At 71.9% G+C, this 24,145-nt stretch carries 25 protein-coding genes and 1 tRNA gene; 6 read left to right on the top strand and 20 right to left on the bottom strand.

Annotated features, from left to right (window positions below):
* Positions 1-2: 2 nt before the first annotated feature.
* Genes mnhG through L1785_RS23330 form a run of 9 tightly spaced genes read right to left on the bottom strand, consistent with a single transcriptional unit; the run spans position 3 to position 8,801 of the window.
* A complete protein-coding gene (gene mnhG, locus L1785_RS21715) occupies positions 3-365 on the bottom strand; it encodes a monovalent cation/H(+) antiporter subunit G (RefSeq protein WP_236091342.1) in 363 nt (120 codons plus the stop codon).
* The gene (locus tag L1785_RS21710) at positions 362-727 is read right to left on the bottom strand and encodes an MrpF/PhaF family protein (protein WP_236091341.1); all 366 of its coding nucleotides are present in this window, start codon (positions 725-727) and stop codon (positions 362-364) included. Before L1785_RS21710 ends, mnhG begins: the two co-directional genes overlap by 4 nt.
* The gene (locus tag L1785_RS21705; protein WP_236091340.1) at positions 727-1,248 is read right to left on the bottom strand and encodes a Na+/H+ antiporter subunit E; all 522 of its coding nucleotides are present in this window, start codon (positions 1,246-1,248) and stop codon (positions 727-729) included. Before L1785_RS21705 ends, L1785_RS21710 begins: the two co-directional genes overlap by 1 nt.
* Positions 1,245-2,828 carry a Na+/H+ antiporter subunit D gene (locus L1785_RS21700; protein ID WP_236091339.1) on the bottom strand — a complete coding sequence of 528 codons (1,584 nt, stop codon included), beginning with the start codon at positions 2,826-2,828 and terminating at the stop codon, positions 1,245-1,247. Before L1785_RS21700 ends, L1785_RS21705 begins: the two co-directional genes overlap by 4 nt.
* Complete coding sequence (locus L1785_RS21695; RefSeq protein ID WP_236091338.1) at positions 2,825-3,319, bottom strand: Na(+)/H(+) antiporter subunit C; 495 nt, start codon at positions 3,317-3,319, stop codon at positions 2,825-2,827. The genes L1785_RS21700 and L1785_RS21695 overlap by 4 nt, the downstream gene beginning before the upstream one ends.
* Entirely contained in the window at positions 3,316-6,309 is a 2,994-nt protein-coding gene (locus L1785_RS21690; protein ID WP_236091337.1) for a Na+/H+ antiporter subunit A, read from the bottom strand. The genes L1785_RS21695 and L1785_RS21690 overlap by 4 nt, the downstream gene beginning before the upstream one ends.
* Positions 6,310-6,366: 57 nt before the next feature.
* A complete protein-coding gene (locus L1785_RS21685; protein WP_236091336.1) occupies positions 6,367-7,491 on the bottom strand; it encodes a hypothetical protein in 1,125 nt (374 codons plus the stop codon).
* 45 nt (positions 7,492-7,536) lie between these two features.
* The gene (gene dcd, locus L1785_RS21680; RefSeq protein WP_236091335.1) at positions 7,537-8,112 is read right to left on the bottom strand and encodes a dCTP deaminase; all 576 of its coding nucleotides are present in this window, start codon (positions 8,110-8,112) and stop codon (positions 7,537-7,539) included.
* 38 nt (positions 8,113-8,150) lie between these two features.
* Positions 8,151-8,801 carry a TM2 domain-containing protein gene (locus tag L1785_RS23330; RefSeq protein WP_236091334.1) on the bottom strand — a complete coding sequence of 217 codons (651 nt, stop codon included), beginning with the start codon at positions 8,799-8,801 and terminating at the stop codon, positions 8,151-8,153.
* A gap of 163 nt (positions 8,802-8,964) precedes the next feature.
* Here L1785_RS23330 and L1785_RS21670 point away from each other — a divergent pair.
* Positions 8,965-9,038 (top strand) — tRNA-Gly (locus L1785_RS21670).
* A 264-nt stretch (positions 9,039-9,302) separates the two neighbouring features.
* Here the strand turns inward: L1785_RS21670 and L1785_RS21665 are convergent.
* Positions 9,303-9,809 (bottom strand): hypothetical protein, encoded by a 507-nt coding sequence (locus L1785_RS21665; protein ID WP_236091333.1) that lies wholly within the window; start codon positions 9,807-9,809, stop codon positions 9,303-9,305.
* 169 nt (positions 9,810-9,978) lie between these two features.
* On the opposite strand from L1785_RS21665, the gene L1785_RS21660 reads away from it, so the two are divergent.
* Positions 9,979-10,482 carry a DUF6584 family protein gene (locus tag L1785_RS21660; protein ID WP_236091332.1) on the top strand — a complete coding sequence of 168 codons (504 nt, stop codon included), beginning with the start codon at positions 9,979-9,981 and terminating at the stop codon, positions 10,480-10,482.
* Between the two features lie 214 nt (positions 10,483-10,696).
* Here L1785_RS21660 and L1785_RS21655 read toward each other — a convergent pair whose 3' ends face one another.
* The 3 genes from L1785_RS21655 to L1785_RS21645 all read right to left on the bottom strand — a co-directional run bounded on the left by L1785_RS21655 (position 10,697) and on the right by L1785_RS21645 (position 13,791).
* The gene (locus L1785_RS21655) at positions 10,697-11,344 is read right to left on the bottom strand and encodes a hypothetical protein (RefSeq protein WP_236091331.1); all 648 of its coding nucleotides are present in this window, start codon (positions 11,342-11,344) and stop codon (positions 10,697-10,699) included.
* A 139-nt stretch (positions 11,345-11,483) separates the two neighbouring features.
* Positions 11,484-13,100 (bottom strand): GGDEF domain-containing protein, encoded by a 1,617-nt coding sequence (locus L1785_RS21650; protein WP_236091330.1) that lies wholly within the window; start codon positions 13,098-13,100, stop codon positions 11,484-11,486.
* A 289-nt stretch (positions 13,101-13,389) separates the two neighbouring features.
* Positions 13,390-13,791: a putative quinol monooxygenase gene (locus L1785_RS21645; protein ID WP_236091329.1), complete on the bottom strand. Its 402-nt coding sequence runs from the start codon at positions 13,789-13,791 to the stop codon at positions 13,390-13,392.
* A gap of 164 nt (positions 13,792-13,955) precedes the next feature.
* Between L1785_RS21645 and L1785_RS21640 the strand changes: the two genes are divergently transcribed.
* Positions 13,956-15,587: a helix-turn-helix transcriptional regulator gene (locus L1785_RS21640; RefSeq protein ID WP_236091328.1), complete on the top strand. Its 1,632-nt coding sequence runs from the start codon at positions 13,956-13,958 to the stop codon at positions 15,585-15,587.
* Between the two features lie 33 nt (positions 15,588-15,620).
* Here L1785_RS21640 and L1785_RS21635 read toward each other — a convergent pair whose 3' ends face one another.
* Together L1785_RS21635 and L1785_RS21630 are read right to left on the bottom strand one after the other, a co-directional pair.
* Positions 15,621-15,818, bottom strand: coding sequence for a hypothetical protein (locus L1785_RS21635; RefSeq protein WP_236091327.1), 198 nt, complete (start codon positions 15,816-15,818; stop codon positions 15,621-15,623).
* 207 nt (positions 15,819-16,025) lie between these two features.
* Positions 16,026-16,340 (bottom strand): hypothetical protein, encoded by a 315-nt coding sequence (locus L1785_RS21630; RefSeq protein WP_236091326.1) that lies wholly within the window; start codon positions 16,338-16,340, stop codon positions 16,026-16,028.
* A gap of 148 nt (positions 16,341-16,488) precedes the next feature.
* Here L1785_RS21630 and L1785_RS23325 point away from each other — a divergent pair, with 148 nt between their 5' ends.
* Positions 16,489-17,205, top strand: coding sequence for a GntR family transcriptional regulator (locus tag L1785_RS23325; RefSeq protein WP_236091325.1), 717 nt, complete (start codon positions 16,489-16,491; stop codon positions 17,203-17,205).
* Positions 17,206-17,223: 18 nt separating this feature from the next.
* On the opposite strand, the gene L1785_RS21620 is transcribed toward L1785_RS23325, so the two are convergent.
* Entirely contained in the window at positions 17,224-18,123 is a 900-nt protein-coding gene (locus tag L1785_RS21620) for a diacylglycerol kinase catalytic domain-containing protein (RefSeq protein WP_236091324.1), read from the bottom strand.
* On the bottom strand, positions 18,120-19,169 hold the full coding sequence (locus L1785_RS21615; protein WP_236091323.1) for an SPFH domain-containing protein: 1,050 nt from the start codon (positions 19,167-19,169) through the stop codon (positions 18,120-18,122). The genes L1785_RS21620 and L1785_RS21615 overlap by 4 nt, the downstream gene beginning before the upstream one ends.
* 88 nt (positions 19,170-19,257) lie before the next feature.
* Between L1785_RS21615 and L1785_RS21610 the strand changes: the two genes are divergently transcribed.
* On the top strand, positions 19,258-20,025 hold the full coding sequence (locus tag L1785_RS21610) for an NrtR DNA-binding winged helix domain-containing protein (protein ID WP_236091322.1): 768 nt from the start codon (positions 19,258-19,260) through the stop codon (positions 20,023-20,025).
* On the opposite strand, the gene L1785_RS21605 is transcribed toward L1785_RS21610, so the two are convergent.
* From L1785_RS21605 to L1785_RS21595, 3 genes are all read right to left on the bottom strand, one after another.
* The gene (locus L1785_RS21605) at positions 20,017-21,057 is read right to left on the bottom strand and encodes a pirin family protein (RefSeq protein ID WP_236091321.1); all 1,041 of its coding nucleotides are present in this window, start codon (positions 21,055-21,057) and stop codon (positions 20,017-20,019) included. The two genes, L1785_RS21610 and L1785_RS21605, sit on opposite strands and share 9 nt — an antisense overlap.
* A gap of 522 nt (positions 21,058-21,579) precedes the next feature.
* A complete protein-coding gene (locus tag L1785_RS21600; protein ID WP_236091320.1) occupies positions 21,580-22,590 on the bottom strand; it encodes a hypothetical protein in 1,011 nt (336 codons plus the stop codon).
* A 174-nt stretch (positions 22,591-22,764) separates the two neighbouring features.
* The gene (locus L1785_RS21595) at positions 22,765-23,301 is read right to left on the bottom strand and encodes a DinB family protein (protein ID WP_236091319.1); all 537 of its coding nucleotides are present in this window, start codon (positions 23,299-23,301) and stop codon (positions 22,765-22,767) included.
* Between the two features lie 88 nt (positions 23,302-23,389).
* Between L1785_RS21595 and L1785_RS21590 the strand changes: the two genes are divergently transcribed.
* Positions 23,390-23,998: a TetR/AcrR family transcriptional regulator gene (locus L1785_RS21590; RefSeq protein WP_236091318.1), complete on the top strand. Its 609-nt coding sequence runs from the start codon at positions 23,390-23,392 to the stop codon at positions 23,996-23,998.
* Positions 23,999-24,145 lie beyond the last annotated feature (147 nt).

Here is a 24,145-nt window from a genome sequence, read left to right as displayed (position 1 = left end):
GCCTAACCCGCGCGCTCGTCCGTCAGGTCGTCGACCTCCAGGTCCTCGGGGCGCACCTTGCCCGTCCGGAAGCCCGCGCGTCCCACCATGTGCGCCGCCACCGGCGACGTGAGGAGCTGGAACGCCACGACGAGCGCGAGCATCGCCACCGCGGACCAGCTCCGCACCCGCAGCGCGACCCCGAGGAGCAGCAGGATCAGCCCGAGGACCTGCGGCTTCGTGACAGCGTGCATCCGCGCGAGCAGATGCCCGAACCGCAGCACGCCCACGCCTGCCGAGAACGCCAGGAAGGCGCCCAGCAGCAGGCAGGCGCCGGCCAGCACGTCCGCGACCAGGTTCCACACGTCCTGTCCGACGCCGGTCACTCGCCTCCCCCTCTCTCCTCACCGACACGCTCCGCACCGAGAGCGGCGCGCTCCTCGCCCGGGGAGACAGGGGGGATCCCGTCCGCGCCGGGCGCGTCGGCTCCCTCGGGCTCGACCGCGGCGAACCGCGCGATCACGACCGAGCCGACGAACCCGACCAGCGACAGCACGACGAGGATCGGGATGCTCTCGGTCCGCCGGGACCACGCCGCCTCGAGCGCGATCGCCCCGACGAGGATGGTGGTGAGGACGTCGAAGGCGATGGTGCGGTCGAGCATCGACGGCCCCCGCTCCACGCGCACCACCGCGAGCGCCGCCCCGACGGCGAGCAGCGCGGCGGCCACGATGGCGACGACGCCCATCACGACTCCTTCTTCGGCGGGAACGCGCGCAGCACGCGGGCCTCGAGCGCGCGGATGTCGCGCCGCACGCCGTCGGTGCCGCCGGCCAGCGCCAGGTCGAGGACGTGGAGGTACACGGTGCGGTCGTGCGGCCGGAGCTCGACCACGACGGACCCGGGGACGAGAGAGGCCAGCTCGGCCGTGACCACCTGGTGCGTGGTCCCCGGGTGGGTCAGCCGGACGCCGACCACGCCGCCGCGCGGGCCGGGCCCGGGCCGGAGGGCGAGCCACGCGACCTGGAAGGAGGCGACGACGAGGTCGGCGCCGAACCGGCCGACGAGGACGCACAGTCCCCAGGGCCGGATGGTCCAGCTCGTCGCGACGCGCGGGAGCGGGAGGAACCAGACGACGGCCACCGCTACCGCGAGCCCGAGGAGCGCGGTGCCCCACGAGAGGGAACCCCACAGCAGCACCCAGATCGCGGCGAGCACGAGGACCGCGGGCCACTGGCGCCACGGCGCGCGGCGGGTCGACGGGCTCACGGGTCACCCCCACCGGCCTCGGGCGACTCGCCGCGACCGCGCTCGGAGCCGCCGGGGAAGACCGCGTCCACGTAGGTGTGCCCGTCCATCGAGGTGCGGGCCGCACGGTCCGCGTACCCGTAGAGGGGCCCGGCGACGACGGTGAGCAGGACCCCGAAGGCGACCAGGGCCGTCGTCGGGCCGACCATGCCCCGCGGCAGGCGGACGTCGCGCGTCACGCCCGCGGGCACCTCCTGCCAGAAGGCCTTGTTCCACGCCTTGACCACTGCGTACAGCGTCAGGAGCGAGGTCACGACCGAGCCGGCGACGAGCACCCAGGCGAGGGTGCCGCCGTCGCGCACGCCGGACTCGAGGAGGCCGACCTTGCCGAGGAAGCCGGACAGCGGCGGGATCCCGGCGAGGTTCATCGCGGGGATGAAGAAGAGGACCGCGAGTCCGGGCGCCACGCGGGCGAGACCGCCGAGGTGGTCCAGCGACGTGGTGCCCGCGCGGCGCTCGACGAGGCCCGTGACGAGGAACAGGGCGGTCTGCACGGTGATGTGGTGCGCCACGTAGAAGACGGCCGCGGCCATGCCAGCCTCGGACGCGAGCCCGACGCCGAAGATCATGTAGCCGATGTGGCTCACGAGCGTGAAGGAGAGCAGACGCTTGAGGTCGTCCTGGGCGACCGCGCCGAGGATGCCGACCACCATCGTGAGCAGGGCGAGCACCATCAGCACCCGGTCCACGCCGGGCGAGTCCGGGAACAGGAGGGTCTGCGTCCGGATGATCGCGTAGACGCCGACCTTCGTCAGGAGGCCGGCGAACACGGCGGTGACGGGGGCGGGGGCGGTCGGGTAGGAGTCGGGCAGCCAGGCGGACAGCGGGAAGATCGCCGCCTTGATCCCGAAGGCGAGCAGGAGCAGCAGCTCCAGGAGGAGCGCGACGCCGGGGTCGATCTCCGGGATGCGCTGCGCGAGCTGCGCCAGGTTCACCGTGCCCGTCGCCGCGTACGCGAGCGCGATCGCCACGAAGAACAGGATCGAGCTCAGCAGGGAGACGACGACGTACACCGCGCCCGCGCGGATCCGCGCTCCCGTCCCACCGAGCGTGAGCAGCACGTACGACGCCGCGAGCAGGATCTCGAAGCCGACGTACAGGTTGAACAGGTCGCCCGACAGGAACGCGTTGGCGACGCCCGCGGCGAGCACGAGGTACGTCGGGTGGTAGATCGCGACGGGGATGGGGTCCTCGCCCCCGGGCGTCGGCAACCCGTCCGCGCTCTCCGTCATGCCCTCGCTCAGGGAGTACAGGAGCACGCAGAGCAGCACGACGCCCGAGACGCTCAGCATGAGCGCGGCGAGCCGGTCCGCCACCAGGTTGATGCCGACCGGCGCGGCCCACCCGCCGACGTCGACGACGAGCGGCCCGCCGTCCGCCGCGACGAGCAGCCCGAGCGACGCCGCGAGCATGAGGGACAGGGCGACGACGCTGATCGTGCGCTGCGCCCGTGGGTGGCGGTGCAGCGCGAGGGCCAGGCCCGCGGCGCACAGCGGGATCAGCACCGGCAGGGGCACCAGGGTGGTGAGGTCGTGGGTCACGTCGCCTCCCCGGTCTTGTCCCCGGCCTCGTCCCGTTCGGTCTCGTCCCGCGCCGCCGCCGCGTCCTCGTCGAGCGTGCCCGCCTCGCCCTGGTCGACGTCCCGGTAGACCGGCGCGTTGCGCGCCGCGAGCCGGGCGATGCGCCGGTCCTCGACGTCGTCCGCCACCTCGTCGTGCCCGTTGAGCTGCCACGACCGGTAGGCCATCGCCAGCACGAACGCCGTCAGGGCGAGCGTGATGACGATCGACGTGAGCACCATCGCCTGCGCGAGGGGGTCGCTCATCTCGTCGACAGGCGTGATTCCCGCGATCGGGGCGCCGCCGGCGCGGCCGCCCGCCACCAGCATCAGGAGGTTCGCGCCGTTGCCGACCAGGATGAACCCGAGCAGCACCCGCGTCAGGGACCGCTCCAGCAGCAGGTACACCCCGGCCGCGAACAGCACGCCGATCGCGACGACGAGGACACCGCTCGGCACCATCTCCGGGTTCATGGGCGTCCCTCCCGCCCGGCGGGGACCTGTGCCGGGGCTCCGTCCAGGGCCTCCGTCACCCCGATGACCCCGAGCCGCGTCTCGCCGGTCGCGCCCGCCATGCCGACCGTCCGCCCGGGCGTCATCGTGTCCCCGTCCTCCTCGGCCTGGCGGTCGAGCTCCGCGCCGAGCGTCCGCAGGATGTCGAGCGCCAGCCCGACGACCACCAGCATGACGCCGACGTCGAAGAACAGGGACGTCACCACGTGCACGTGCCCCAGGACCGGCACCTCCCGGTCGAGGATCCAGCTCTGCAGCACCTCACCGCCGAAGAGCAGCGCCGCGAGGCCCACGCCGGCCGACAGGAAGAGCCCCGTGCCGAGCAGGAGGCCCGGGTGCACGGGCGCGGCCTCGCCCAGCTCGTACCGCCCGCCGGCGAGGTACCGCACGGTGAGCGCGATGCCGACCACGAGACCGGCCGGGAAGCCGCCGCCCGGTCGGTCGTGGCCGACGAGCAGCAGGAAGACCGCGAAGACGATCATCGCGTGGAAGACGATCCTCGTGGCCACCTCGAGCAGGACCGAGCGGCGCCGCGGCGCCAGGGTGCGTCCCGCCGCCAGCGGTCCCGGCACGCGGGCGCCGTCCGGAACCCCGTCCCGGGCCCGCGGCATGCGCAGCACCTCGCCGCTGCGGACCCGGAGGAACACGATCGACGCCACCCCCGTCGCGGCGACGAGCAGCACCGAGATCTCACCCACCGTGTCCCACGCCCGGATGTCGACGAGCGTCACGTTCACGATGTCGTGCCCACCGCCGTACGACACCGCCTCCTCGGGGAAGTCCGCCGCGACCGGTATGTGGATCCGGGCGGCGGGCGCCACGACGGCAAAGACCATCATCACGACGCCGGTGAGCACGCCGACCGCCAGCCGCACCCAGCGGTCCGCCGCCAGGGGCCGGCCCGAGAAGTACGGGGGCAGGCGGCGCAGCACCAGCACCATGACCACGAGTGTCACCGTCTCGCACAGGACCTGTGTGAGCGCCAGGTCCGGGGCGCCGTGCAGCAGGAACAGGACCGCGTTGCCGTAGCCGGCGACGCCGACCAGGATCACCGCCTTCAACCGTCGGCGCGAGCGCGCGGCCAGCACGGCCGCCACCCCGACGACGGCGACCACCGCCGCCTGCGCGGGCCGGTCCCACGGGACGAGGTCCACCGGCAGCGGACCCGTCACCAGGCCCCACGCGACCGCCAGGCCCGGCCCGACGGCGAGCACCACCAGGATCACGCCGAGGTAGACCGGCAGCGAGCCGCGCTGGGTGAAGCCCGTGACATCGGCGGCGAGCTCGTCGAGCCGGCGCATGGTCCGCCGGTACGCGCCGTCCGCCGCGGGGACCCGCAGCCGGTCCTGAGCCCGCTCCACGGCGCCCCGCCACCGGAAGAGCGCCACGCCCAGGGCCAGTGCGGCCAGCGTGAGCCCCAGCGCCGGGGTGCCCCCGTCCCACAGGGCGAGGTGGCCGGGTGCCCCGGCGTAGGTCCCCGCGTGCTGCCCGAGCACCGCCTCCCCCGCCGGCGCCGCCACCGCCGCGACCACGCCGAGCACCGCCAGGACGAGGGGCGGCCCGGTCAGCAGCAGCGGCTGGCGCCCGACGGCGGACATGCCCGCGACCGGCAGCGTCGCCCGGCGGGTGCCGAACGCGCCCCACACGAACCGGAGCCCGTACGCCACCGTCAGCGCGGAACCCAGCACCACCGCGGCGAGCAGCACCCACGCCGCCGCACCACCGCCCGCGGCGAGGAGGCCTGCCGGAGGCGCGTGGCCGGCGTCGGGCAGAAGGGCCGCCAGGGCCGCCTCCTTCGCGACGAAGCCCGCCGTGGGCGGCAGGCCGATCATCGACGCCGTGGCGAGCACGGCCGCGACCGCTGTCCCTGGCATAGCGCGGGCGAGGCCGCTGAGGCTGCGCAGGTCGCGCGTGCCCGTGGCCGCGTCGACGACGCCCACGACCAGGAACAGCGCCGCCTTGCACATCGCGTGCGCGCCGAGCAGCGCGAGGCCCGCGAGCGCCGCCGCCTGCGTGCCGAACCCGAGCAGGAGCACCAGCAGGCCGAGCTGGCTCACAGTGCCGAACGCGAGCAGCAGCTTCAGGTCGTGCTGCCGCAGCGCGCGGTAGCCGCCCAGGATCATCGTCCCCGCGCCGAGCACCAGCACCGTCACCTGCCACACCGGCACGTCCGAGTAGGCCGGGGCGAAGCGGGCCACGAGGTAGACGCCCGCCTTCACCATCGCCGCCGCGTGCAGGTAGGCGCTGACCGGCGTCGGCGCCGCCATCGCGGCGGGGAGCCAGAAGTGGAACGGGACCAGCGCCGACTTGCTGGCCGCCCCGGCGAGCAGGCACGCCACGGCCACGGTCACCGCGGGCCCGTGGGGCGGGTCGGCCACCAGGTCCGAGAGGCGCCACGTCCCGTCGACGCCGAGGATCACCAGGCCGACCAGCATCGCCAGGCCGCCCGCCGTCGTGACCACGATGGCCTGCATCGCCGCCCGCCGGCTCGGCTTGCGGTCGGTGTAGTGACCGATCAGGAGGTAGGAGAAGACGGTGGTCAGCTCCCAGAAGACGAAGAGCAGGAGCAGGTCGTCGGCCGTGACCAGACCGACCATCGCACCCGCGAACGCCGTCAGCACCGCCGCGAACCGGCGTAGGCCGTGGGCGCTGCGGGCGAAGTAGGCGGAGCAGTAGAGCAGCACGAGCGTGCCGATGCCGCCCACCGCCAGCAGCATGAGCCACGCCAGCGCGTCGAGGCGGAACGCGAGCTGCAGGCCCAGCGCGGGCACCCACTCAACGACCTGGACGGGGGTCGCGCCGCCCAGCACGTCTCCGGTGTGGGCCAGCGCGTACACCACCGCCGACGCCGGAGCCGCGGCCAGCACCCAGAAGGCGCGGCGGCCCAGCCACGAGACAAGCACGGGCGCGCTTGTCGCCGCGACGATGTGAGCAACGAGGACGAGCAGCACGTCCGCTCCGTCCTGTGGGCGGGTGGGCGATCGCCCTTACCCTAGCGGCGCACCGGGCTACAGGTCGGCCGGGTCCACCAGGAAGCCGTCCTCGTCCGCGATCTCCCCGCCCACCGCCCGGTGGATCGCCGAGGCGACCTGCGCCACCAGCTCCGAGGCACGCTTGCGGGCGATCTTGTGCTCCATCGACGGGAACTCGCTCTGCCAGTCGACGAGGTCCGGCGGCTCCCACCGCACCCGGTAGCAGACGGCGCCGTCCACGGTCCAGGGCAGGTCGCGCAGCAGCAGCGGGAGCATCTCCTCGCCCGCCACCTCGACGGCGACGATGCCGTCGAGCCCCAGGTCGATGAGCAGGCCGTAGCCGTCGAGGACCTTCGGCGCCTGCAGGGCAGCGATGTCGAAGTCGTCGGCCCCGGCGTGGATCCGCTTGCGCAGCTCCGGGTCCATCTTCTCGCCGGGGTAGAGGGGCCGGTCGGCGATGCCCTTCGGCGGGCCCTGCCAGTCACGCCCCTGTGTCGCGAGGACGGTGCGCGAGTGCACCGGCTGCAGGATCGAGAACGCAGCCTGGGGGTCGAGCCACACGTCCGAGTACACGGACATGTCGATCGCGACGCCCGGGTCGGGCGTCAGGACCACGCCCGCTCCGACCGGGCCGCCCTCCCCGCCCGGCGCGGCACCCCACAGGTTTCCGACGTCGGTCCGCAGGGAGCCGCCGAGCCGCCGCGCCGACGCAATGAGCCAGGCGACGACCCGCTCCTCGTCGCGTTCCGGCATGCCCGCCGGGAACGCGCGCGCGAGGCCGTCGCGGTCTCCGCCGCCCGGGTACGGCGCCTCGCCGCGCTCCCGGTGGCAGACGACGTCGAACACCATCGCGGTGCCCGGCGGGAGACCGAGGTCGAATCCGTCGCCCGTCGTCGCGTACGGGCCGGCGAGCGTCGCGTGGCGGGACAGACGCAGCACGCCCGGCTCCCCCGACGCCGCGGGCCGGCCCTGCGGCGCGCCGCCCTCGCCCGGCTCGAGGCCCTGCGGCGTGACGTCCCACCGCGTCGCTGCGAAGCGGGACAGAGCCAGGACCTCGATCTCGTCGACAAGCACGTCCGCCGGCACGGCGAGCAGGTGTCGTGCCTGGTGGGGCTGTGCTGCGACCCGGGGCAGCGGTGGCGGGGTGGTCGGCTGGGCCATGTGGGGCAGCGTAGCCCCGAGCCTTCCCGCCGAAGTAGTCGCGCCTCAGACGTCGGTGCGGTGGAAGCTCTGCCAGGACCGCGACGCCGTCGGACCGCGCTGCCCCTGGTAGCGCGAGCCGTACCGGTCCGAGCCGTACGGGTGCTCGGCGGCCGACGACAGCCGGAAGAAGCACATCTGACCGATCTTCATCCCCGGCCACAACGTGATCGGCAGCGTGGCGACGTTGCTCAGCTCGAGGGTGACGTGCCCGCTGAAGCCTGGGTCGATGAAGCCCGCCGTGCTGTGGGTGAGCAGGCCCAGGCGACCGAGCGAGGACTTGCCCTCGAGGCGGGCCGCGACGTCGTCGGGCAGGGTGACCGCCTCGAAGGTGGAGCCCAGCACGAACTCCCCCGGGTGCAGCACGAGCGGCTCGCCCTGGTCCACCTCGACCAGGCGGGTCAGCTCCGGCTGCTCCTGCGCGGGGTCGATGAAGGGGTACTTGTGGTTGTCGAACAGCCGGAAGAACTTGTCCAGGCGCACGTCGATGCTGGACGGCTGGAGCATCGACGGCTCGTACGGGTCGAGGACGACCCGGCCTGCGTCGAGCTCGGCGCTGATGTCGCGGTCGGAGAGGAGCACGGCCTCACGGTACGACGTCGGCGCCGAGGCTCGCGTCGTCAGTCGCTCAGCGGGACCCGGCGGGCGTCCACCGACCAGTAGCCCTTCTTCGACGCCAGGTACAGGATCCCCTCGATGAGGCCCCAGAGGGGGCCGAGCCAGATCAGCGCGCCGAGGCTCAGGATGCTGAGGAACACCGTCCCGATCAACAGCGCCAGGCCGATCCCGTGATAGCCCAGGTAGAAGCGGTGGAGGCCCAGGCCGCCGACGAAGATCCCGAGCAGACCCGCCACCAGGCGCGACTTCGAGCCCGGCAGGGCCGGGGGCGTGGGAGGCGGCCCGTACGGCTTGGCCGTCACGATGGCCGACGCCGGACCGGTCGGCCCGGGCGTCCGCATCCCGGCGGGCAGGGGCCGGGTCAGGTTGTTCTCTGCGGGGTTCGTGAGCCGCTCGGTCGCCTGCTCGTCGGGCTGCCCGCCGCCGTAGTTGACCGTGACCTGCACGTTCGGGTGCGCGGTGGAGCCGTACGGGGTTGTGGCCTGCTCGTTCGGGTGCGCGGCCGTGTCGTACGGGGTTGTGGCCTGCTCGTTCGGGTGCGCGGCCGTGTCGTACGGGGCCGTGGCCTGCTCGTTCGGGTGCGGCTGTGCGCCGCCGTCCTCGTCCGGGTCGATGTACGGCTGCGTCGGGTGCTCGTTGGGGTGCTGGCTCACGTCACTCTCCGGGCGGTGGACGAGGGCTTCGCCGCCGGTTCTGGCATCTCGGGCGGCGTCGGCTATGATCGGGGACGCCAGGTTCGACCGGCGCCGAGCGCAAACCCTATCGGGAAGCGGACGGTACCGGACAGCCCGCCCACAGCGGCACGAACCGGACGATGCGGGTGTAGTTCAATGGCAGAACTTCAGCTTCCCAAGCTGATAGCGCGGGTTCGATTCCCGTCACCCGCTCCACAGGGCTCCGCCCCAGGTCAGAGGATGTTTCCTGACCTGGGGCGGAGTTTTATCCAGGGCCCCTCTGTGAGTGCCCGGCCCCAAAGCGGCCCCAATCGGGAGCGGATGTCAGCCCTCGGACGGCTCGGACGCAACCTGGATCACGTTCCCAGGTGTTCGTTCCCGGAGCGCGGCAGCGGCGATGGCCGGGCGCAGGGCACCTGCCGTGGGTGGAACGACCGGACGGGACCTCCGCCGCGCCGCTGGATCTCCTCGAACTCTTACCTACTCGGCGCAGGACTCCTTGACGAGATCGACGAACTCGTCCTCGGGCTGCCTGTCGAGGATCCAGGCTTCGTCGCGGAAGACCCCGGTGAGAACCTCACCCACCTCGAGCGTCTCGAGGTCGGCGGCGGTGAACTGCAGCCCCTCGACATTCGCCGAGCTGTCCTCCGACCAGGCGAAAACTTCATAGCTGGCCTGGCTGGCCGCACTGGTTTCTTCGAGGTCGAGGGGCAGCGGCACGCGGTCGAGATCCGTGACGGCGTTGTCGAGCGTGACTCGGTTGAAGTACTCGTCTGGACCGTCGACGTCACGCACGGTGACGCCATTGATGTGGAAGGAGCACATCTGCACGATGGCGTGCAGGCCGCCGTCGTCCGCCCGGAGAATCCCCAGGGTTCCGTGCGACGAGGGTGCGGTGCACGCCGACAGTCCCAGGCCGCAGCCTGCGGCTACAGCGGTCACAAAGGCGGCTCTTCGCAACATCATGCTTGCGATCGTAAAGCGCACGACCACCTAACTCGCGCCGGACAGGCCGGCCCCAATGGATGACTTGACGAGTTCAGTGAAGAAAGCCATCCCACTTCTGCTCATACCTCCGGCCGCCGGGCAGGACGAAGCGCTCGGCCGCTCGGAGGCGGGCTGACTCCAGCCATTGGCAGACACTAGAGTGACGCCCGTGACCGTGGAGAGAACTTTGGCAAGAGTCGAAGATGACCTCCACAAGGGTGACATCACGATGGCGCGCACCCGTTTGCAGAGCCTCGTCCAGAGCCTGCCGCACCGACTCGACGCGCGTGAGCGACTGGCGGACGTCTGCCGTCTCGAGGGTGATCGCGTGGAGGCGGGGCGCTGGTCATATCTCAGCGAGCAGCGCGACCCTGGTGAGGCGGCCGCATTTGAACGCGCCTGCGGCCGCGACCCGGTCCGGATCATGCGGGGACTGCGCTGGAGTGGCTCCGAGGAGGATGCGACGACCGAGCTGGCGCGACAGCGGCTGCTCGACGTCCGTGCACGGGCGGAAGCCGCCGCTGGCAGGAAGCTCGACTGGTCGGCTCGCGGACGTGATGTCGGAGGACCCTGGTGGGACGACGCCTTTGCCGTCGGGTGCCTGCTCGCCGGCCTCGTCCTTCTCTTCCTGGTGATTGTCGGCGCGGTGACAGTGTTCAGGTGGGTCTTCTAGAAGGACGCCGACGCTCGTTGCCGTCACCCGTTCCACAGGGCTCCGCCCCAGGTCAGAGGCTACTTCCTGAACTGGGGCGGAGTCGTTTCCCGGGGGCGTCCGTCCGTGGCTGCCACAAGATGCCGTAGATCACCTGCCCGGTCGCGACGGGCCTATCCGGAGTCGATCGTGACCGCGCCCTGTCCCGAGCTCACCGGGCGAGGTCATGTGGATGTCACCAGTCGGTGGCGAGACGCGGCGTCGGGAAACCGAATGCCTCCCACTCCGAGTACGTGAGGTAATCGATCGACCTAGCGTCGAGGTTCGAGGAGTAGAGGATGTGCCGCGGCTCGAGGGGGAAGTTGATGAAGCCCTCGTTCTCGTACCGCTCCGGCTGCTCGAACCCGCTGGCTGCCCACTCAGCGAAGGTCAGCTTGTGGATGGTCTCGTCGGGGGCAACCACGAAGAGTTCGTCGGACGTGGCCCACTGGTAGTAGTACGAGCCCTCGATCCAACCTGCGTTACGCGGAGCCGGGAAGCCTGCCCGCGCCCACTGCTCGTACGTGATGCTCTCCCAGTGCCACTCCTCTCGCTCGTCACCGAAGATTGTCACCGCGTACACCGTTGGCGACCACGGGTACTTGACGTAGTCGGTGCGGGCCGGCTTCGGGGCAGGGAAGCCCAGCGCCTCCCAGTCGGTGTAGGTCAGCGGGTAGGCGCTGTCCGTAGCGATGTCGACCTGCCACAGCTCGTCGGTGTAGCGGAGTGCGAAGACTCCGTCCTCGTACCACACGGCCGCAGCGGGCGTCGCCGCGGCGACGGTCAGGGACCCGGTGAGTGCGACCGTTGCGACGGCTGCCAGAGCTCTCTTGAGGGTGGACACGTTTCTCTCCTTGGTGCTCAGCCGGAACCGCTCCCGCCGGCGCGCACAGCATGGAGCACAGCTAAGGCGCCGACAAACGCGTCTCATCCAGCTCCGTGGCCGGCCCGCGGCGTGCGGGAGGTCAGCCCGCCCCGTGGGGTCACTCCACGTCGAGCCGGCGAGCCTGGGCGTCTGCGTAGAGCCGCTTCACGCCGGTGTAGACCGGCGGACAGTCGGCCCGCAGGTCGTCACTCAGATGCTCCGCGAACGGCGGGACGATGATCTCGTGGTGCGTCGGGTGGTGGTTCGGTACCGGGCCCCACCTGAAGCCCAGGGCGGCCGTGGTGCGCTCCAGGGTGCTGCGGTGCTCCGCGTACAGCGACTCCAGGGCTCCATCGAGGCGGGAGCGGTTCACGGGATACGTCTGCCCGTCCTCGAGTGAGGTCCCGACCGGACCGACGTACAGGTGCGCGTGCAGCTGGGAGAAGTTGCGCCCGGGGATCCGTGTGTGCGCAACCCGCGTGATCGACAGCTGCGCCGGGTGGGTGACCCCGTCCGCCACCTCCACGTGGCCGGCCTCGCGCTGCAGCCACCTGACCGCGGCGTCGACGGCGTCGACGTAGAGGTTGGTCAGCTGCTCGAGATGGGCCCCGCCGCGAGGGTTCGAGGAGCTCGCCATCGCTTCGTTGGCGAAGGACAGGCTCAGCGGCGCGGGCAGGTAGACCTCCACCGTGCCGACTGGCGGGGCCTGCATGCCCACGTCGAACAGGTCGGCAGGCTCCACCCGCGTCGATGCGGGGCGTCGCGTCGCTCGGTCGTCGTTGCCCCCTCCCCTCTCCGTGGCATTCCTCTCTCTGGTAGAGGCAGGGACCCGCACCGGTTCGGCGAGGTCCCCTTCTGTGCTGCTGAATACGACGACGCGGCCGCGGCCGCTGTTCTTGGCGCGGTAGGCGGCCTGGTCGGCCTCGTTCAGGACGGCGTCGGCATCGGTGGCCGCGTCCAGGTTGAAGGTGAGCCCCACGCTGGCGCCGACGCGGACCTCGTTGCTGTCCCCGACAGGAATTGGTCGGGAGACCGCGCGGATGATCCGTTGGGCAGCGGCTACGGCCGAGGCCTCGCGGTCCACGGGTTCGAGAACGACGACGAACTCGTCGCCGCCGAGCCGGGCGGCGGCGTCTCCGGCACGGCTGTTGGCTCGGAGCCGGTCCGCCACCGTGCGCAGGACCGCGTCCCCGGCCTGGTGGCCGTGGGTGTCGTTGACGGTCTTGAACCCGTCGAGGTCGATGAACATCACGGCGATCAGGTCGCCGGTGCGCTGTGCACGGCTCAGGGCCGCGTGAAGTGTTCGCATCGCCAGGGCCCGGTTCGGCAGGTCGGTCAACGGGTCGTGGGTCGCTTGGAAGGCCAGCAGCTCCTGGGCCTGGGCCAGGGCGCGCACCCGGGCCGAGATGATCAGCCCGACACCGACCGCGATCGGCATCAGGATCACCGTGGTGCCGACAAGGCGCGCATCCGCGCCTGAGACCGCCAGGGGGACCGCGTAGGCCACGGCCGCCAGGGGTGCGCACCGCAGGATCACCTTCGGCTCGTGATGCAGGCCCAGCCAGGCGAAGAACAGCACGAAGAACGGCCCTGTGCCCGCCGCGAACCCGCCGAACGCCCACGTGGACAGACCGATCAACGTGAATGCCGGCCACGCCAGGACCGCCGTCCGGCCGGCCGGCCATGATGCCCACGGACACGCGAGAGTCAGGCCCGCCGTGACCAGATCTGCCACGGCGACCACCATGAGCAAAGCTGCCCGTTCAGGGCTGGTCGGAATGGCCGTCAGCGCAAGCACACCCGAAAGAGCGAACAGCCCAGCACACTGAACCGCAGCATTCCCACACCGGTTCAGCAACCACACACGCAGTCCCCTCATCGGATATCCCCCTTGGCCAGTTCGGCGTGACCCCTCGACCTTCACACCGATCGGGTCAGGGGCGCGACCGGTAGGAAGCAGGGCACGGGATCTCGTGCCCCGCACCTGCCTCCCACCGACCGAGCGGCGACCGTGTGCCCGGTACTCACGAGCGGGGCAGCCGGTCAAATCCCGTGAACGGTTCCCGGATCGTCACGCTCGAGCCGCCACCATCGGTCTGTGCGGCGGCAGAAATCGTTCGGATCAGGTCCTCGGTGAGGTTTCCGTAGATCTGCAGGGCGCTTTCCGGTTCGAGGTACTCGGCGTAGGCGGAGGCGAAGTGCTCCATCCCCACCTTCATGTGTGTCGCCATCGAGTCGGCGTCGGGGTGCACCTGCACGACCGTGACGTAGTCGGAGTCCGGCGCCGCGTAACCATAGAAGGAGTGCAGTCGCGGCTCCTGGGGCTCTACGACGTCCGAGCTGAACCGCTCGAAGTACTTCTTGAACTCCTCCCGCTTGCCAGGCTTGATCTTGTGGGTGCCGATGAAGATGAACGGAGCGGTCATGGCGTCCTCCCGGGTTCGGTGCCCCGCTGGGTTCGGGGCTTGAGGTCGACGATCCGCGCCGTCCCGGTGGCGTCGCTTCCGCACAGCGGGCCATCCTCGGGCGGCCGCGCTGGGTATTCCTACCCACTGCCACGGGCTGGGAGAATCGGCAGCGGGAGAGTGCGATGAACGACGACGTCCGCCACCTTGGTGCCGCTCGCGAGCATCACCACGCGTCGCGGTGGGTCCGGGCCTGCGAGGAGTACGCGTCCGCGGACCGGGCCACGCCCTTGGCTGTCGAGGACCTTGAGTCCTGGGCCGAGTCCGCCCAGGTCGTCGGGCGGATCGACGAAGCGATCGCCGTACTGACCCGATGCTTCGAGCTCCGGGCTGAGGCCGGCGAGATCCACGCGGCGACCCGTGCGACGTACTGGCTCTGGAGTGCTCACATCTTTGCGCGAGGCGAGTTCGCCACCGCGGCCGGCTGGGTCGAGCGGGCCCGGACGCTGGCGGAAGAGCGGGGGTCGGGCGAGTACGGCTGGCTCCTGATCCCGCGGGCCTACGGGTACATCGGCAGGGGTGACTACCCGACCGCCGAGGGTCTGCTGCACCGGGCGACGGAGCTGGGGCTCGGCCGCGGCGACATCGACCTGATCACGATCGCCACCACGATGCGTGGCCGTGCCACTCTGAAGCTTGGATCGCTCGAGAACGGGCTGGCGCTCCTCGATCAGGCGATGGTCCGCATCCTGACCCGGGCTACCTCGCCGTGTACGACGAGCGTCATGTACTGCGCCGCCATCGGCTCGTGCTACGAGGTACAGGAGATCGCGCGCGCAACGGAGTGGTCGGTCGCCCTCGACCAATGGCTCGGCACGCTGCCGCAGCTGGGTGGCGCCTACTTCGGCAACTGTCGGATCTATCGTGCGATCCTGATGCGCCTGCGCGGGGACTGGTCCCGGGCCGAGGCCGAGCTCGAGCAGACCTGCCGTGACCTGGCCGTGGACGGACAGCTCGTTGCCGGCCATGCCTGGTACGAGCTCGGCGAGCTGCGTCGGCTGCAAGGGCGGCCGGGTGTCGAGGAGGCCTTCGAGCGGGCGACGTCCTTCGGGCACGTGGCCCAGCCGGGACTCGCGCTCTACCGGCTCAGCCAGGGAAATGCCCAGGCCGCCGCCGCGGGCCTGCGGCGGGTCCTGGCCGAGCGGCAGCTGGCGGGCGACCGGCTCGTGCTCCTCCCGGCGGCGGTCGAGATCAGCCTCGCCGCTGGTCGGATCGACGAGGCCAAGGATTTCATCACCGAGCTGGAAAAGATCGCTCAGACCTACCCGACAACCGCCATGCGGGCCGTCCTGGATGCCGCTCGTGGCGCTGTCGGGCTGAGCGAGAACCGACCCGCCGACGCGCTGCGCCTGCTGCGGGAGGCGTCGGATCGATGGCGTGAGCTCGCCGCCCCGTACGAGACCGCCGAGATCGGCGTGGGGATCGGGGAGGGGTGCCGGGTACTCGGTGACGAGGAAGGCGCGCTGATGGAGTTCCGCGCGGCCCTGGCGACGTTCGAGCGGCTCGGCGCCCGGCCCGACGCGTCCCGGGTCCGCGGGCTGATGTCGGCTCAGAACGCGCACCTTGCCGTGCTGAGCCCTCGGGAGATCGAGGTGCTGCGGTTGATCACCACGGGCGAGACGAACGCCGAGATCGCCGCTCAGCTCTTCCTGAGCGAGCGGACCGTTCACCGGCACGTCAGCAACATCCTGATCAAGCTCGATGTCCGCTCACGCACCTCGGCCGCGATGTACGCGGTCCGGCACGGGCTGACCTGAGTCAGCGGGGTCAGGCGGAACCCGGGGTGCCGGCTACTTGCGTGAATGCTGATTCGTGCCCTGACGCATCGCAACGTAGTCGTGCACGACGAGCGCGATGGGTAGAGGGGCGAGCAAGGTTGTCCACAGGGCGTACTGCAGCCCCTCCGCAAGGGCAATGAGGACGAACACGTCAGCGAATGCGACGAATGCGCACGCGTCGGCCCATGTCGGGCCGGGTTCTTTGCTCATGATCCGACCTTCCGCAGCGTGACAGTGCGGGTTCGACTTCCCACGACCCGCTCCAGCACGAACGCCCCAGGCCCAGGCCAGGTCTCTGAACCCGGGGCGTTCGCCGTCGGAGCCCGGCTCCAAGGACTCCTTGCTACCAGCGTGCCTCCAAGGCGTGTCGCCGATGTCCGTGTCAGGCGGAATCACCCGGCTTCTCACCCGCCACGACTAGACCGGCCAGAGCCGCACCACCCCCGCGCCCGGAGCGCCGCGGAGGGCGCCGAACACGTGGACGTCCCAGCCGTTCCAGACGCCACGCCACATCGAGTAGCCAGGCGTGGTGCCCGGCACGTCGAGGTAGTGCGGCAGGCCCAGCGACTCGGCGAGCGCCGCGCCGTCCGGCAGCCGGAGCGGGTGCACGAGCAGGCGATCCCGGTACACCTCCACGCACTTCACGCGCTCGTCGCCGAGCTCCTCCAGGAGTGCCGACGCCGCCCCCGCCGAGTCCGCGAGCGTGCTGGTCACGGCGTCCCCGCCTGCCATCCCATGTCTCCCCCTTGTCGCCGAGGACCTTCCTCTAGCCGCATAGACATCGTGCGGGCGACATCTAGAGTTCGCAACCGACAACGCCAAAAGTTGCGTATATGCCACAGTCCCTAGTTAGGTGGGATTCGTGTCTAGAGAGGGCAGAGTGACCGCCGCCAGCATCGCCGCCGACCTTCGAGCCGCAATCCGCTCCGGGACGTACCACCCGGGCGACCGCCTTCCCAGCGAGGCGGCCCTGATGTCGACCTACGGGGTCGCGCGCATGACCGCCCGCCACGGGCTCGCGATGCTCAAGGACGAAGGGCTGACCGTGACCCGCCACGGGTCCGGCGTCTTCGTCCGTGCGTTCGAGCCCATGGTGCGCGACAGCGGCGCCCACACCGCGCCCGACGGCGTCCCCGCCGCGGAGACGCCGGGCGCCGGGCTCACCGTCCAGACCATGACGGTGGCGTCCGACGTGGCCCCCGACGACGCAGTGCGCGCGGCGCTCCGGCTGGCCGACGGCGAGACGGTGACCGTGCGCGAGCGCCGCCACCTGCGGGGTCGCAAACCGCTGCTCCTCGCGACGTCCTATGTGCCGACGTCGATCGCCGCCGGCACGCCGATCGCCGAGGAGGACGCCGGGATCGGAGGAACGCACGCGCGGCTCGCCGAGATCGGGCACGCGCCCGTGCGGTTCCGCGAGGAGGTCGTCGGCCGGATGCCGACGATCGAGGAGGTCCGGGCGATGTACATCGAGCCCGGCACGCCCGTCCTGGCAGTCACCCGCACCGCCTTCGACGCCGCGGGCACCGCCGTCGAGGTCAGTGAGATCACGCTCGACGCGGGCGAGTTCGTCGTCCGCTACGACTTCGAGGCCTGAGCTCCGGCGTCGTCCCGCTCACGAGGCCAGGCGAAGAGTCCGGTCGGCCACGCCGACCCGCACGTCCTGGCCCCAGCCGACGTCGAGCCGGTCCGCCTCGATCCCGTCGCCGAAGACGACGAGCCGGTCCGACTGCACGGTGACGAGCGCCTCGTCCCGCGCACCGAGCACGCCCTCGATGAGGGAGACGCCCGAGACGGGCGAGGGCCAGGCCTCACGCACGAACCAGGCCAGCGCCCGGTCGGCAGGCCCCGGCAGCGAGCGCCCGCCACGGTCGTGCGCGATCGATGCGCACCACCCTGTAGCACCGGTCCCGGTGCCGACGATCAGGCCCGACGACGACTGCCGCTCGGTCCGCCCGCCGATCCCGAGCACGTAGCGCGCCGACTGGTGGCTCGGGTGCCCGACGAACAGCTCGTTGAGCGCGTACAGCTCCTGCCCGTCGTCGAGCCGGGCGTGCACCATGGTGAGGTCGTCGCTGGGCACGGTCGCCGCCGCCCCGCCCTGGGCGAGCGACCCCAGCACCCGGACGGCGCCGGGGACCGCGTGCCGCACGAGCACCCCCGCGTTGGCCCCGGGCTCGGGGTCGACACCCACGACGAGCTGTCCGTCGAGGTACTTGGCGACGTTCGCGACGAGCCCGTCCTGCCCCACGACGAGCACGACATCCTCGGGCGCGAACAGGAACCGGTCGAGGTCGCCGCGCTCCACCTCGGCCAGAGCCCACTCGGACGGCACGGCGCCGGCGACGGCCCGCCGCGCCTCGACGACGGCGTCGTGCCGCCCCTGCACCTCCTCGAGGGTGCGTCCGCGGGTGCGCAGGAAGAACTCGGCCTGCCCGCGGGTCGCGTGCCGGTCCAGCAGCTCGTCGAGCTCGGTGCGGCGGTGCACCAGCACCGCCCGCCTGCGCAGGCTCACGCGCCCGCCGCCCCACCGCCGGCGGCTCCCGTGGTGGTGCCCGCGGCCCGCCCCGTCAGCGACCCGAGCAGCCCGGTCACCAGGTCTGGCGTGAGCGTGACCGACCCGACCGAAGGGAGGTTGGTCGCGGCGTCGCGCATCGCGAGCGCGAGCAGCACGTCCCGCCCGACGTTCGCGTACACCGCCATGAGCGCGGCCTCCTTCGTGGCCTCGGCCGCGCCGATCCGCTCCAGCTCGGCAGCCCGGGCCGCCGAGTCGATCTCCCGCCGCTCGGCGTTCGACCGCGTCGCGACGAGCGCCGCCGCGGCAGCCTCCTCGGCCTCGCGCCGCTTGTTGGCGCCCTCCTGCGCGACGAGCTGCTCGCGCCGGGTGGCGAGCTCGATCTGGCTGGCGAGCTCGTTCTCCGAGATGGTGCGCTCCCGCTCGACGGCGAGCGCACGGCGCTCGTACGTCGCGCGGTCCGCCTCGGCCTGGAGCCGCTCGCGCACGGGGGTGCGCAGCGCCTTCTCGACGTCGGCCTCCGGCCGCACGGCGAGCACGCGGACGCCGAGCACCTCGATGCCGGTCGCGGCGAGACGAGCATCCTCGGCGAGCGTGGCACCGAGCGCTGCACGCACGCGCCCCACGCCGGCCTCGAGGGCCTCTGCGAGGTCGAGCGTCGCGACGAGGTCGACGGTCACGCTCTGTGCGAGCTGCCCGACGATCGCCCCCACCTGCTGGCGCCCGCTCGCCGCCTCGCCCCGACCGCCGCGCAGCGGGAAGATCCCGAAGTCGAGGCGCTGGGAGGCGAGCACCGGGTCGGCGAAGCGGTAGGTGACGTTGGCCTGGACGGTGACGTCCTGCTGGTCGCGGGTGACCGCGTGGAACAGGACGGGCAGCTCCTGGTCGGTGGCGGGCACCTCGCTGAGCACGGACGTGTCAGGCCGGAACCAGAACGCCTGGCCCACACCCTGGTGGCGCACCTCGCCACGGTTCAGGTGCACCACGTACTCGCTCGCCGAGCCGAGGAACCGGTGGATCAGGGGGTACCGCTTGACGGTCGCCATCGCCGCTCTCCTTCGTTCGTTGTCGTCAGAATGACGATATCCACTCCTCCAGGTTGTCGTCAAGGTGACGAGAACATAGTGTCGGGCCATGATCCCCCGCACGGCCGGAGCGTTCCCCGTCACCGTGGACGTCGTCGCGCTCACCGTCCGCGACGGGGCCCTGCACGTCCTGCTCGTCGAGCGGCTCCTCGACCCGTTCCGCGGCGCCCGGGCGCTCCCCGGCGGCTTCGTGCTGCCCGGCGAGTCGCTGGAGCAGGCCGCCACGCGGGAGCTCGCGGAGGAGACAGGGGTCACCGCCCCGGCGAGCGCCGCGACAGGCGAGGCGACGCGCTCGGGGCGCGCGACCGCCGTCGGGCAGCCGGAGTGGCACCTGGAGCAGCTGCGCACCTACGGTCCGCAGGACCGGGACCCCAGGGGGCCTGTCCTCTCGGTCGCGTACCTGCTGCTCGCACCGGCCTTCGGCCTGCCCGAGGCGGGTGGGGATGCCGCGGCGGCGGGGTGGTTCCCGGTGCCGGCGAGAGACCTCGCGTTCGACCACGACCGGATCCTGGCCGACGGCGTCGAGCGGGCACGCGCGAAGCTCGAGTACTCGCCCCTCGCCACGGCGTTCTGCCACGAAGAGTTCACCGTCGCGGAGCTGCGCCACGTCTACGAGGCGGTGTGGGGCACACACCTGGACGCGCGCAACTTCCACCGCAAGGCGACGGGCACGCCGGGCTTCCTGGAGCCGACGGGCCACGTCACCACCGACGGCCCCGGCCGCCCCGCGGAGCTGTACCGCCTGGTCCCGGGCGTGAGCCCGACGGCGGCGGTGCTCCACCCGCCGATCCTTCGCCCTGCGGAGAGGTCAGCGTGACTCGGGGCGCGTCCGTGGCTTGAGTCGGACGTCCGGCAGCGCGGGCGCGCGCAGCGGCCCGCTCGCGTACCCCGCCACCTCGCCGAACCGCCGGCCGGCGGCGCCAGGTGCGTACGCGGTGGCGTCGCCGCCGCCGTCGGCGATCTGCGCCATCCAGTCTGCGCGGGCGCGCACGACGTCGTCGTGGGTGCGACCCATGAAGTTCCACCACATGATGACGTCCTCCTCGAACGGCGCGCCGCCGATCAGCACGGCCCGCGCGGGCGCTCCCGTCCCGGCGCGCACCACCAGACGCGGCCGCCCGGGCGAGACGTAGCCGAGCGTCGCGACGGGCACGGCCGCGCCCTCGAACGTCACCTCGCCCGCGTCGACGAGGAGGGCGTGCTCGTGCGACGGATCGACGTCGAGCCACACCTCCGCGCCCGCCTCGAGGTCGAGCTGCGCACCGACGAGGGGCGTGTAGGTCGTGGCCGACGACGCGAGCTCCTGGCCTGCCACGCGCAGCGAGCCGAGGAAGACCTGGACCCGGGCGCCGTCGACGACCCCGGCCGGCAGGTCCGCATGGTGCTCGAAGTGCGGGGCGATCCCCAGGGCCGACGAGGGCAGCGCCGTCCACAGCTGCACGCCGTGCAGCAGCGGCGGGCGGCCGGTCGCCGGCGACTCCTCGGAGTGCGAGATCCCCAAGCCCGCCGTCATCAGGTTGAGCTCGGCCGGTCGCACCGTCTGGAGCGAGCCCACGGAGTCCCTGTGCAGGATCTCGCCCTCGAACAGCCAGCTCACCGTCTGCAGGCCCGTGTGGGGGTGCGGCGGCACCTGCATGCCGTCGGACGCGGACACGTCCTCGGGCCCGTAGTGGTCGGCGAAGCACCAGGCGCCCACGAGGGACCGGGCCCGCTGCGGGATGGTGCGCCGCACGCCCATCGCACGCGGGCCGCCCAGCGGGACGTCCCGCGGCTCCAGGAGCTCCACACCCTCGCGTCGCTCGCCGGCGGTGCACACCTGCTCGGCGGGTCGCGTCTCCAGGTTGCTCATGTGCCCGAGCCTAGGCCCGGACGCGCCAGGGCCCCCCGGGGCAGGCCGGGGGGCTCTGGCAAAACCGCGTACCCATGATCGACGATTCCCGGGGATCAAGGGCGGCGTGTCGACGTCACGGCCCCGGTGCGAGCCCGTCAGGCCCGGATTGCCAGGCCTGTTCTCCACGGACACGTCGGACGCGGGTGGTCTTCCGGCCCCGTTCAGGCACCTGCGTCGTCACCCGCAGCCCGCGAACGGGACGTCCTGTCGTTCTCCGGTCGACCTGACTGTCTTGCCGGTGCCGGGCCAGCCAGGGCGCCCTGGTTGGCCTTGCACCGTCAGACCGTTAGCCATGTTTCTATCCGCGTGTCCTTCACCCGGCAAACGCTCCACGGTTGTAATTTGGGCCCCCGCGAAAGCCACAGATCTGTCCACAGGGGCACCCGCGGAACCGCCACGTCACCCACAGCCCTGTGGAAGAAATCTGTGGACGACACGCGGAAAACGCTTCTCCGGCGCGTCGCGCGACCCGTGTCGACCTCAGACCCAGGCGCGCGAGCCGCCGGCACCGGACGGGTCGGTGCGTGCCTCCATCTCGTCGGGCGCGGCGAGGAAGCCTCCGTCGTCGACGAGAACGCCCGCGATACGGCTCTGCAGAGCCACCGCGAGCCGCGCGATCGAGGCCCGCATGCGGGCCCGTGCGATCGCGTGCAGGCCGGACGGCTGCTCCATCTCGAGCTCGTACGGGTCGGCCGGGACCCAGTTCATCCGGTACGCGAACGGCCCGTACGCGCGCCAGTCCAGCGAGCCGAGGGCGCGCGGCACGCGGTCCACGCGTTCCACCTCGACGACGATCGAGCCGTCGTAGGCGGTGCTGCCGACGAGCTGGTAGTGCGGCGAGCCGTCGGCGGTGGGCTGGTCCACGGTGACGTCGGCGGTTGCGATCAGCGCGCGCAGCATCGGCAGCACGTCGACGATGGTCAGCGCGTGGGCGCTGTAGAGGCTCAGGTTGACCGAGGCCGCCTGGTCCGGGACGAGCGGCGAGCGGCCGTCGGCGACGACGGCGCCGGCGGTCTTGCGGGCCGCCGCCACGGCCCACTGGATCATGCGCAGCTCCTCGCCCTGCGGCAGGGCCTGCGGGAACGTGCGGGCGATGCCGTCGCGGTCGTCGTACGAGGCGGGCGCCGGGCCGCGGACGTCACGCAGGCCGTCGGTGCGCGCCAGGGAGTACGCATCTGCCTTCTCCGCGGCGACCCCCAGCTCCTGCAGGTGCGCCGCCCCGATGGGGAACGGCCCGTGCGCGAGGTGCGACTCCCCCAGGCGCATGAGACCGGGCACCACCGTCTCGGTCTGCGTCATGCCCCGGAAGCGCGCTCCGGTCATGGGCCGCGCGCCCGTCACCCGGGACGCCTCGCGCAGCCACGCGACGTCGGAGAACCAGGCGGACGCCAGCTCGACGACCGATACCGGTTCACCGGATCGCGTCAGGGGCAGCACGAGGATGTGCCCGGAAGCGTGCTCCGCGGGAATCGCCCCTGTCAGGTAGGTCATGGCCACGCAGATTACGCCTGGCCTGGAACGCGCGTATCGCCGCCGTGTTACAGAGAGGAAACAAATGCGTGTCCGACGGCGCTTCGGCTTGCGAAAGGTCCCGTGAAGCCGTTCACTATGCGCCCACATGCCCGCTAGTCGGATATTTGGGACAACGTTTCCGTCTGGGTCAATCTAGGCGTTCACATCACGAAGGTGATGAACCACGTCGTGCAGAAAGTACTGCCCGAGCGTGCCGACCGTGAACACCGAGCCGTTCGAGCGGCGCCCCGTCCGCTCCCACTGGCCTGCCCCCACACCGTCGAAGCGAGCAGCGATCGCAGCGCCCGCCTCGGCGAGCTGCCGGGCCACGACAGCGGGGTCCTGGTGCGCGTAGTCGTCCTCGATCGCCGTCGCGTCCTGGTCCCAGTTGGCGAACAGCGGGTCGTCCTCGTCGAGCATCGACGCGAGGCGTCCGTCGAAGATGCGGAACACGTCACGCACGTGCGCGCCGTACTCGAGCACCGACCACGTCGCGGGGTCGGGGCGCACGCCGGTGTCCGGGCGGGCGAGTGCCGACTCCCAGCGCGGGAGGGTGCCGCGCACCGCGTCGCCGATCCCGGCCCGGCCCACCGCATGCACGTCGAACCCGCACTCGGGGCACGGGCGATCGAGCACCCACGTCCAGTCCTTGGTGTCGGGAACGATCGGTTCGGCGTCCGCGCTGGTCATGGCCAGAGAATACGTCGCCATTCGGACGGGGCCGTCCCACCGTCCGGGCGCGTCATGCTTCATGACAACCGGCCCCTATGATGTCAGCATGCCCAAGATCATCGGCAAAAGCCTTCACGAACACCGCCAGATGACGCGGCACAAGCTGTTCACCGCCCTGTCCACGCTGATGACCGAGCGCGGCTTCGACACCATCACGCTCGCCGACATCGCCGCCGCCGCCGGTGTGGGCCGCACGGCCGTCTACAACCACTTCCACGACAAGGAAGCCCTGCTGCTCGGCTTCATCACGCACGAGACCGAGCAGTACGCGCACACGCTCGAGCGGGCTCTGGACGGCGTGGAGGACCCGGTGGAACAGCTGCGCACGTACATCTGGCAGCAGGCCCAGCTCACGCGCGTGTTCCACCTCGCGCCCGGGCCGGACCTGCGCACGGTCCTGTCCCGCGCGACCCAGCAGCGGCTGCGCGAGCACGCCGAGATCGTCGAGTCGATCCTGCGCCGCATCCTGGTCGCCGGGATCGCGGCCGGCGAGTTCCCCCCGCAGGACATCGACCCGACGGTGCACCTCGTCAACGCCTGCCTGTCCGGGCGGCTCATCCCCGACGAGCCGGGCGCGCGCGAGCGCACGATCCGCGCCGCGGAGTCGTTCGTGCTGCGGGCCGTGGGCGTGCGGCAGATCCCGGTGCCCGCCTGAGCCGGAGGTGCAGCGCAGGGTGAGGGCCGAGGAACGAGGCACTCGCCCGTAGCGGAACCGCAGGCTCAGGCGGCCGACAACGCCGCCGGAGCCGGAGGTGCCGCGCAGGGGGAGGGCCGAGGAACGACGCCCGCGCCCGGACCGGAA

This window comes from Antribacter soli (assembly GCF_021568775.1).
GTDB classification, from domain to species: Bacteria; Actinomycetota; Actinomycetes; order Actinomycetales; family Cellulomonadaceae; genus Antribacter; species Antribacter soli.
The sequence above is the reverse complement of the archived record's forward strand: the minus strand, read 5'-3'. Positions and strand labels throughout refer to the sequence as shown.

Excerpts from the sequence above, each read along its gene's own strand:
- L1785_RS21710 (WP_236091341.1), bottom strand. The coding sequence starts at position 727 with ATGGGCGTCGTCGCCATCGTGGCCGCCGCGCTGCTCGCCGTCGGGGCG.
- L1785_RS21695 (WP_236091338.1), bottom strand. The coding sequence starts at position 3,319 with ATGAACCCGGAGATGGTGCCGAGCGGTGTCCTCGTCGTCGCGATCGGC.
- L1785_RS21685 (WP_236091336.1), bottom strand. The coding sequence starts at position 7,491 with ATGGCCCAGCCGACCACCCCGCCACCGCTGCCCCGGGTCGCAGCACAG.
- L1785_RS21645 (WP_236091329.1), bottom strand. The coding sequence starts at position 13,791 with ATGACCGCTCCGTTCATCTTCATCGGCACCCACAAGATCAAGCCTGGC.
- L1785_RS21640 (WP_236091328.1), top strand. The coding sequence starts at position 13,956 with ATGAACGACGACGTCCGCCACCTTGGTGCCGCTCGCGAGCATCACCAC.
- L1785_RS21635 (WP_236091327.1), bottom strand. The coding sequence starts at position 15,818 with ATGAGCAAAGAACCCGGCCCGACATGGGCCGACGCGTGCGCATTCGTC.
- L1785_RS21630 (WP_236091326.1), bottom strand. The coding sequence starts at position 16,340 with ATGGCAGGCGGGGACGCCGTGACCAGCACGCTCGCGGACTCGGCGGGG.
- L1785_RS21615 (WP_236091323.1), bottom strand. The coding sequence starts at position 19,169 with ATGGCGACCGTCAAGCGGTACCCCCTGATCCACCGGTTCCTCGGCTCG.
- L1785_RS21610 (WP_236091322.1), top strand. The coding sequence starts at position 19,258 with ATGATCCCCCGCACGGCCGGAGCGTTCCCCGTCACCGTGGACGTCGTC.
- L1785_RS21605 (WP_236091321.1), bottom strand. The coding sequence starts at position 21,057 with ATGAGCAACCTGGAGACGCGACCCGCCGAGCAGGTGTGCACCGCCGGC.
- L1785_RS21600 (WP_236091320.1), bottom strand. The coding sequence starts at position 22,590 with ATGACCTACCTGACAGGGGCGATTCCCGCGGAGCACGCTTCCGGGCAC.
- L1785_RS21595 (WP_236091319.1), bottom strand. The coding sequence starts at position 23,301 with ATGACCAGCGCGGACGCCGAACCGATCGTTCCCGACACCAAGGACTGG.
- L1785_RS21590 (WP_236091318.1), top strand. The coding sequence starts at position 23,390 with ATGCCCAAGATCATCGGCAAAAGCCTTCACGAACACCGCCAGATGACG.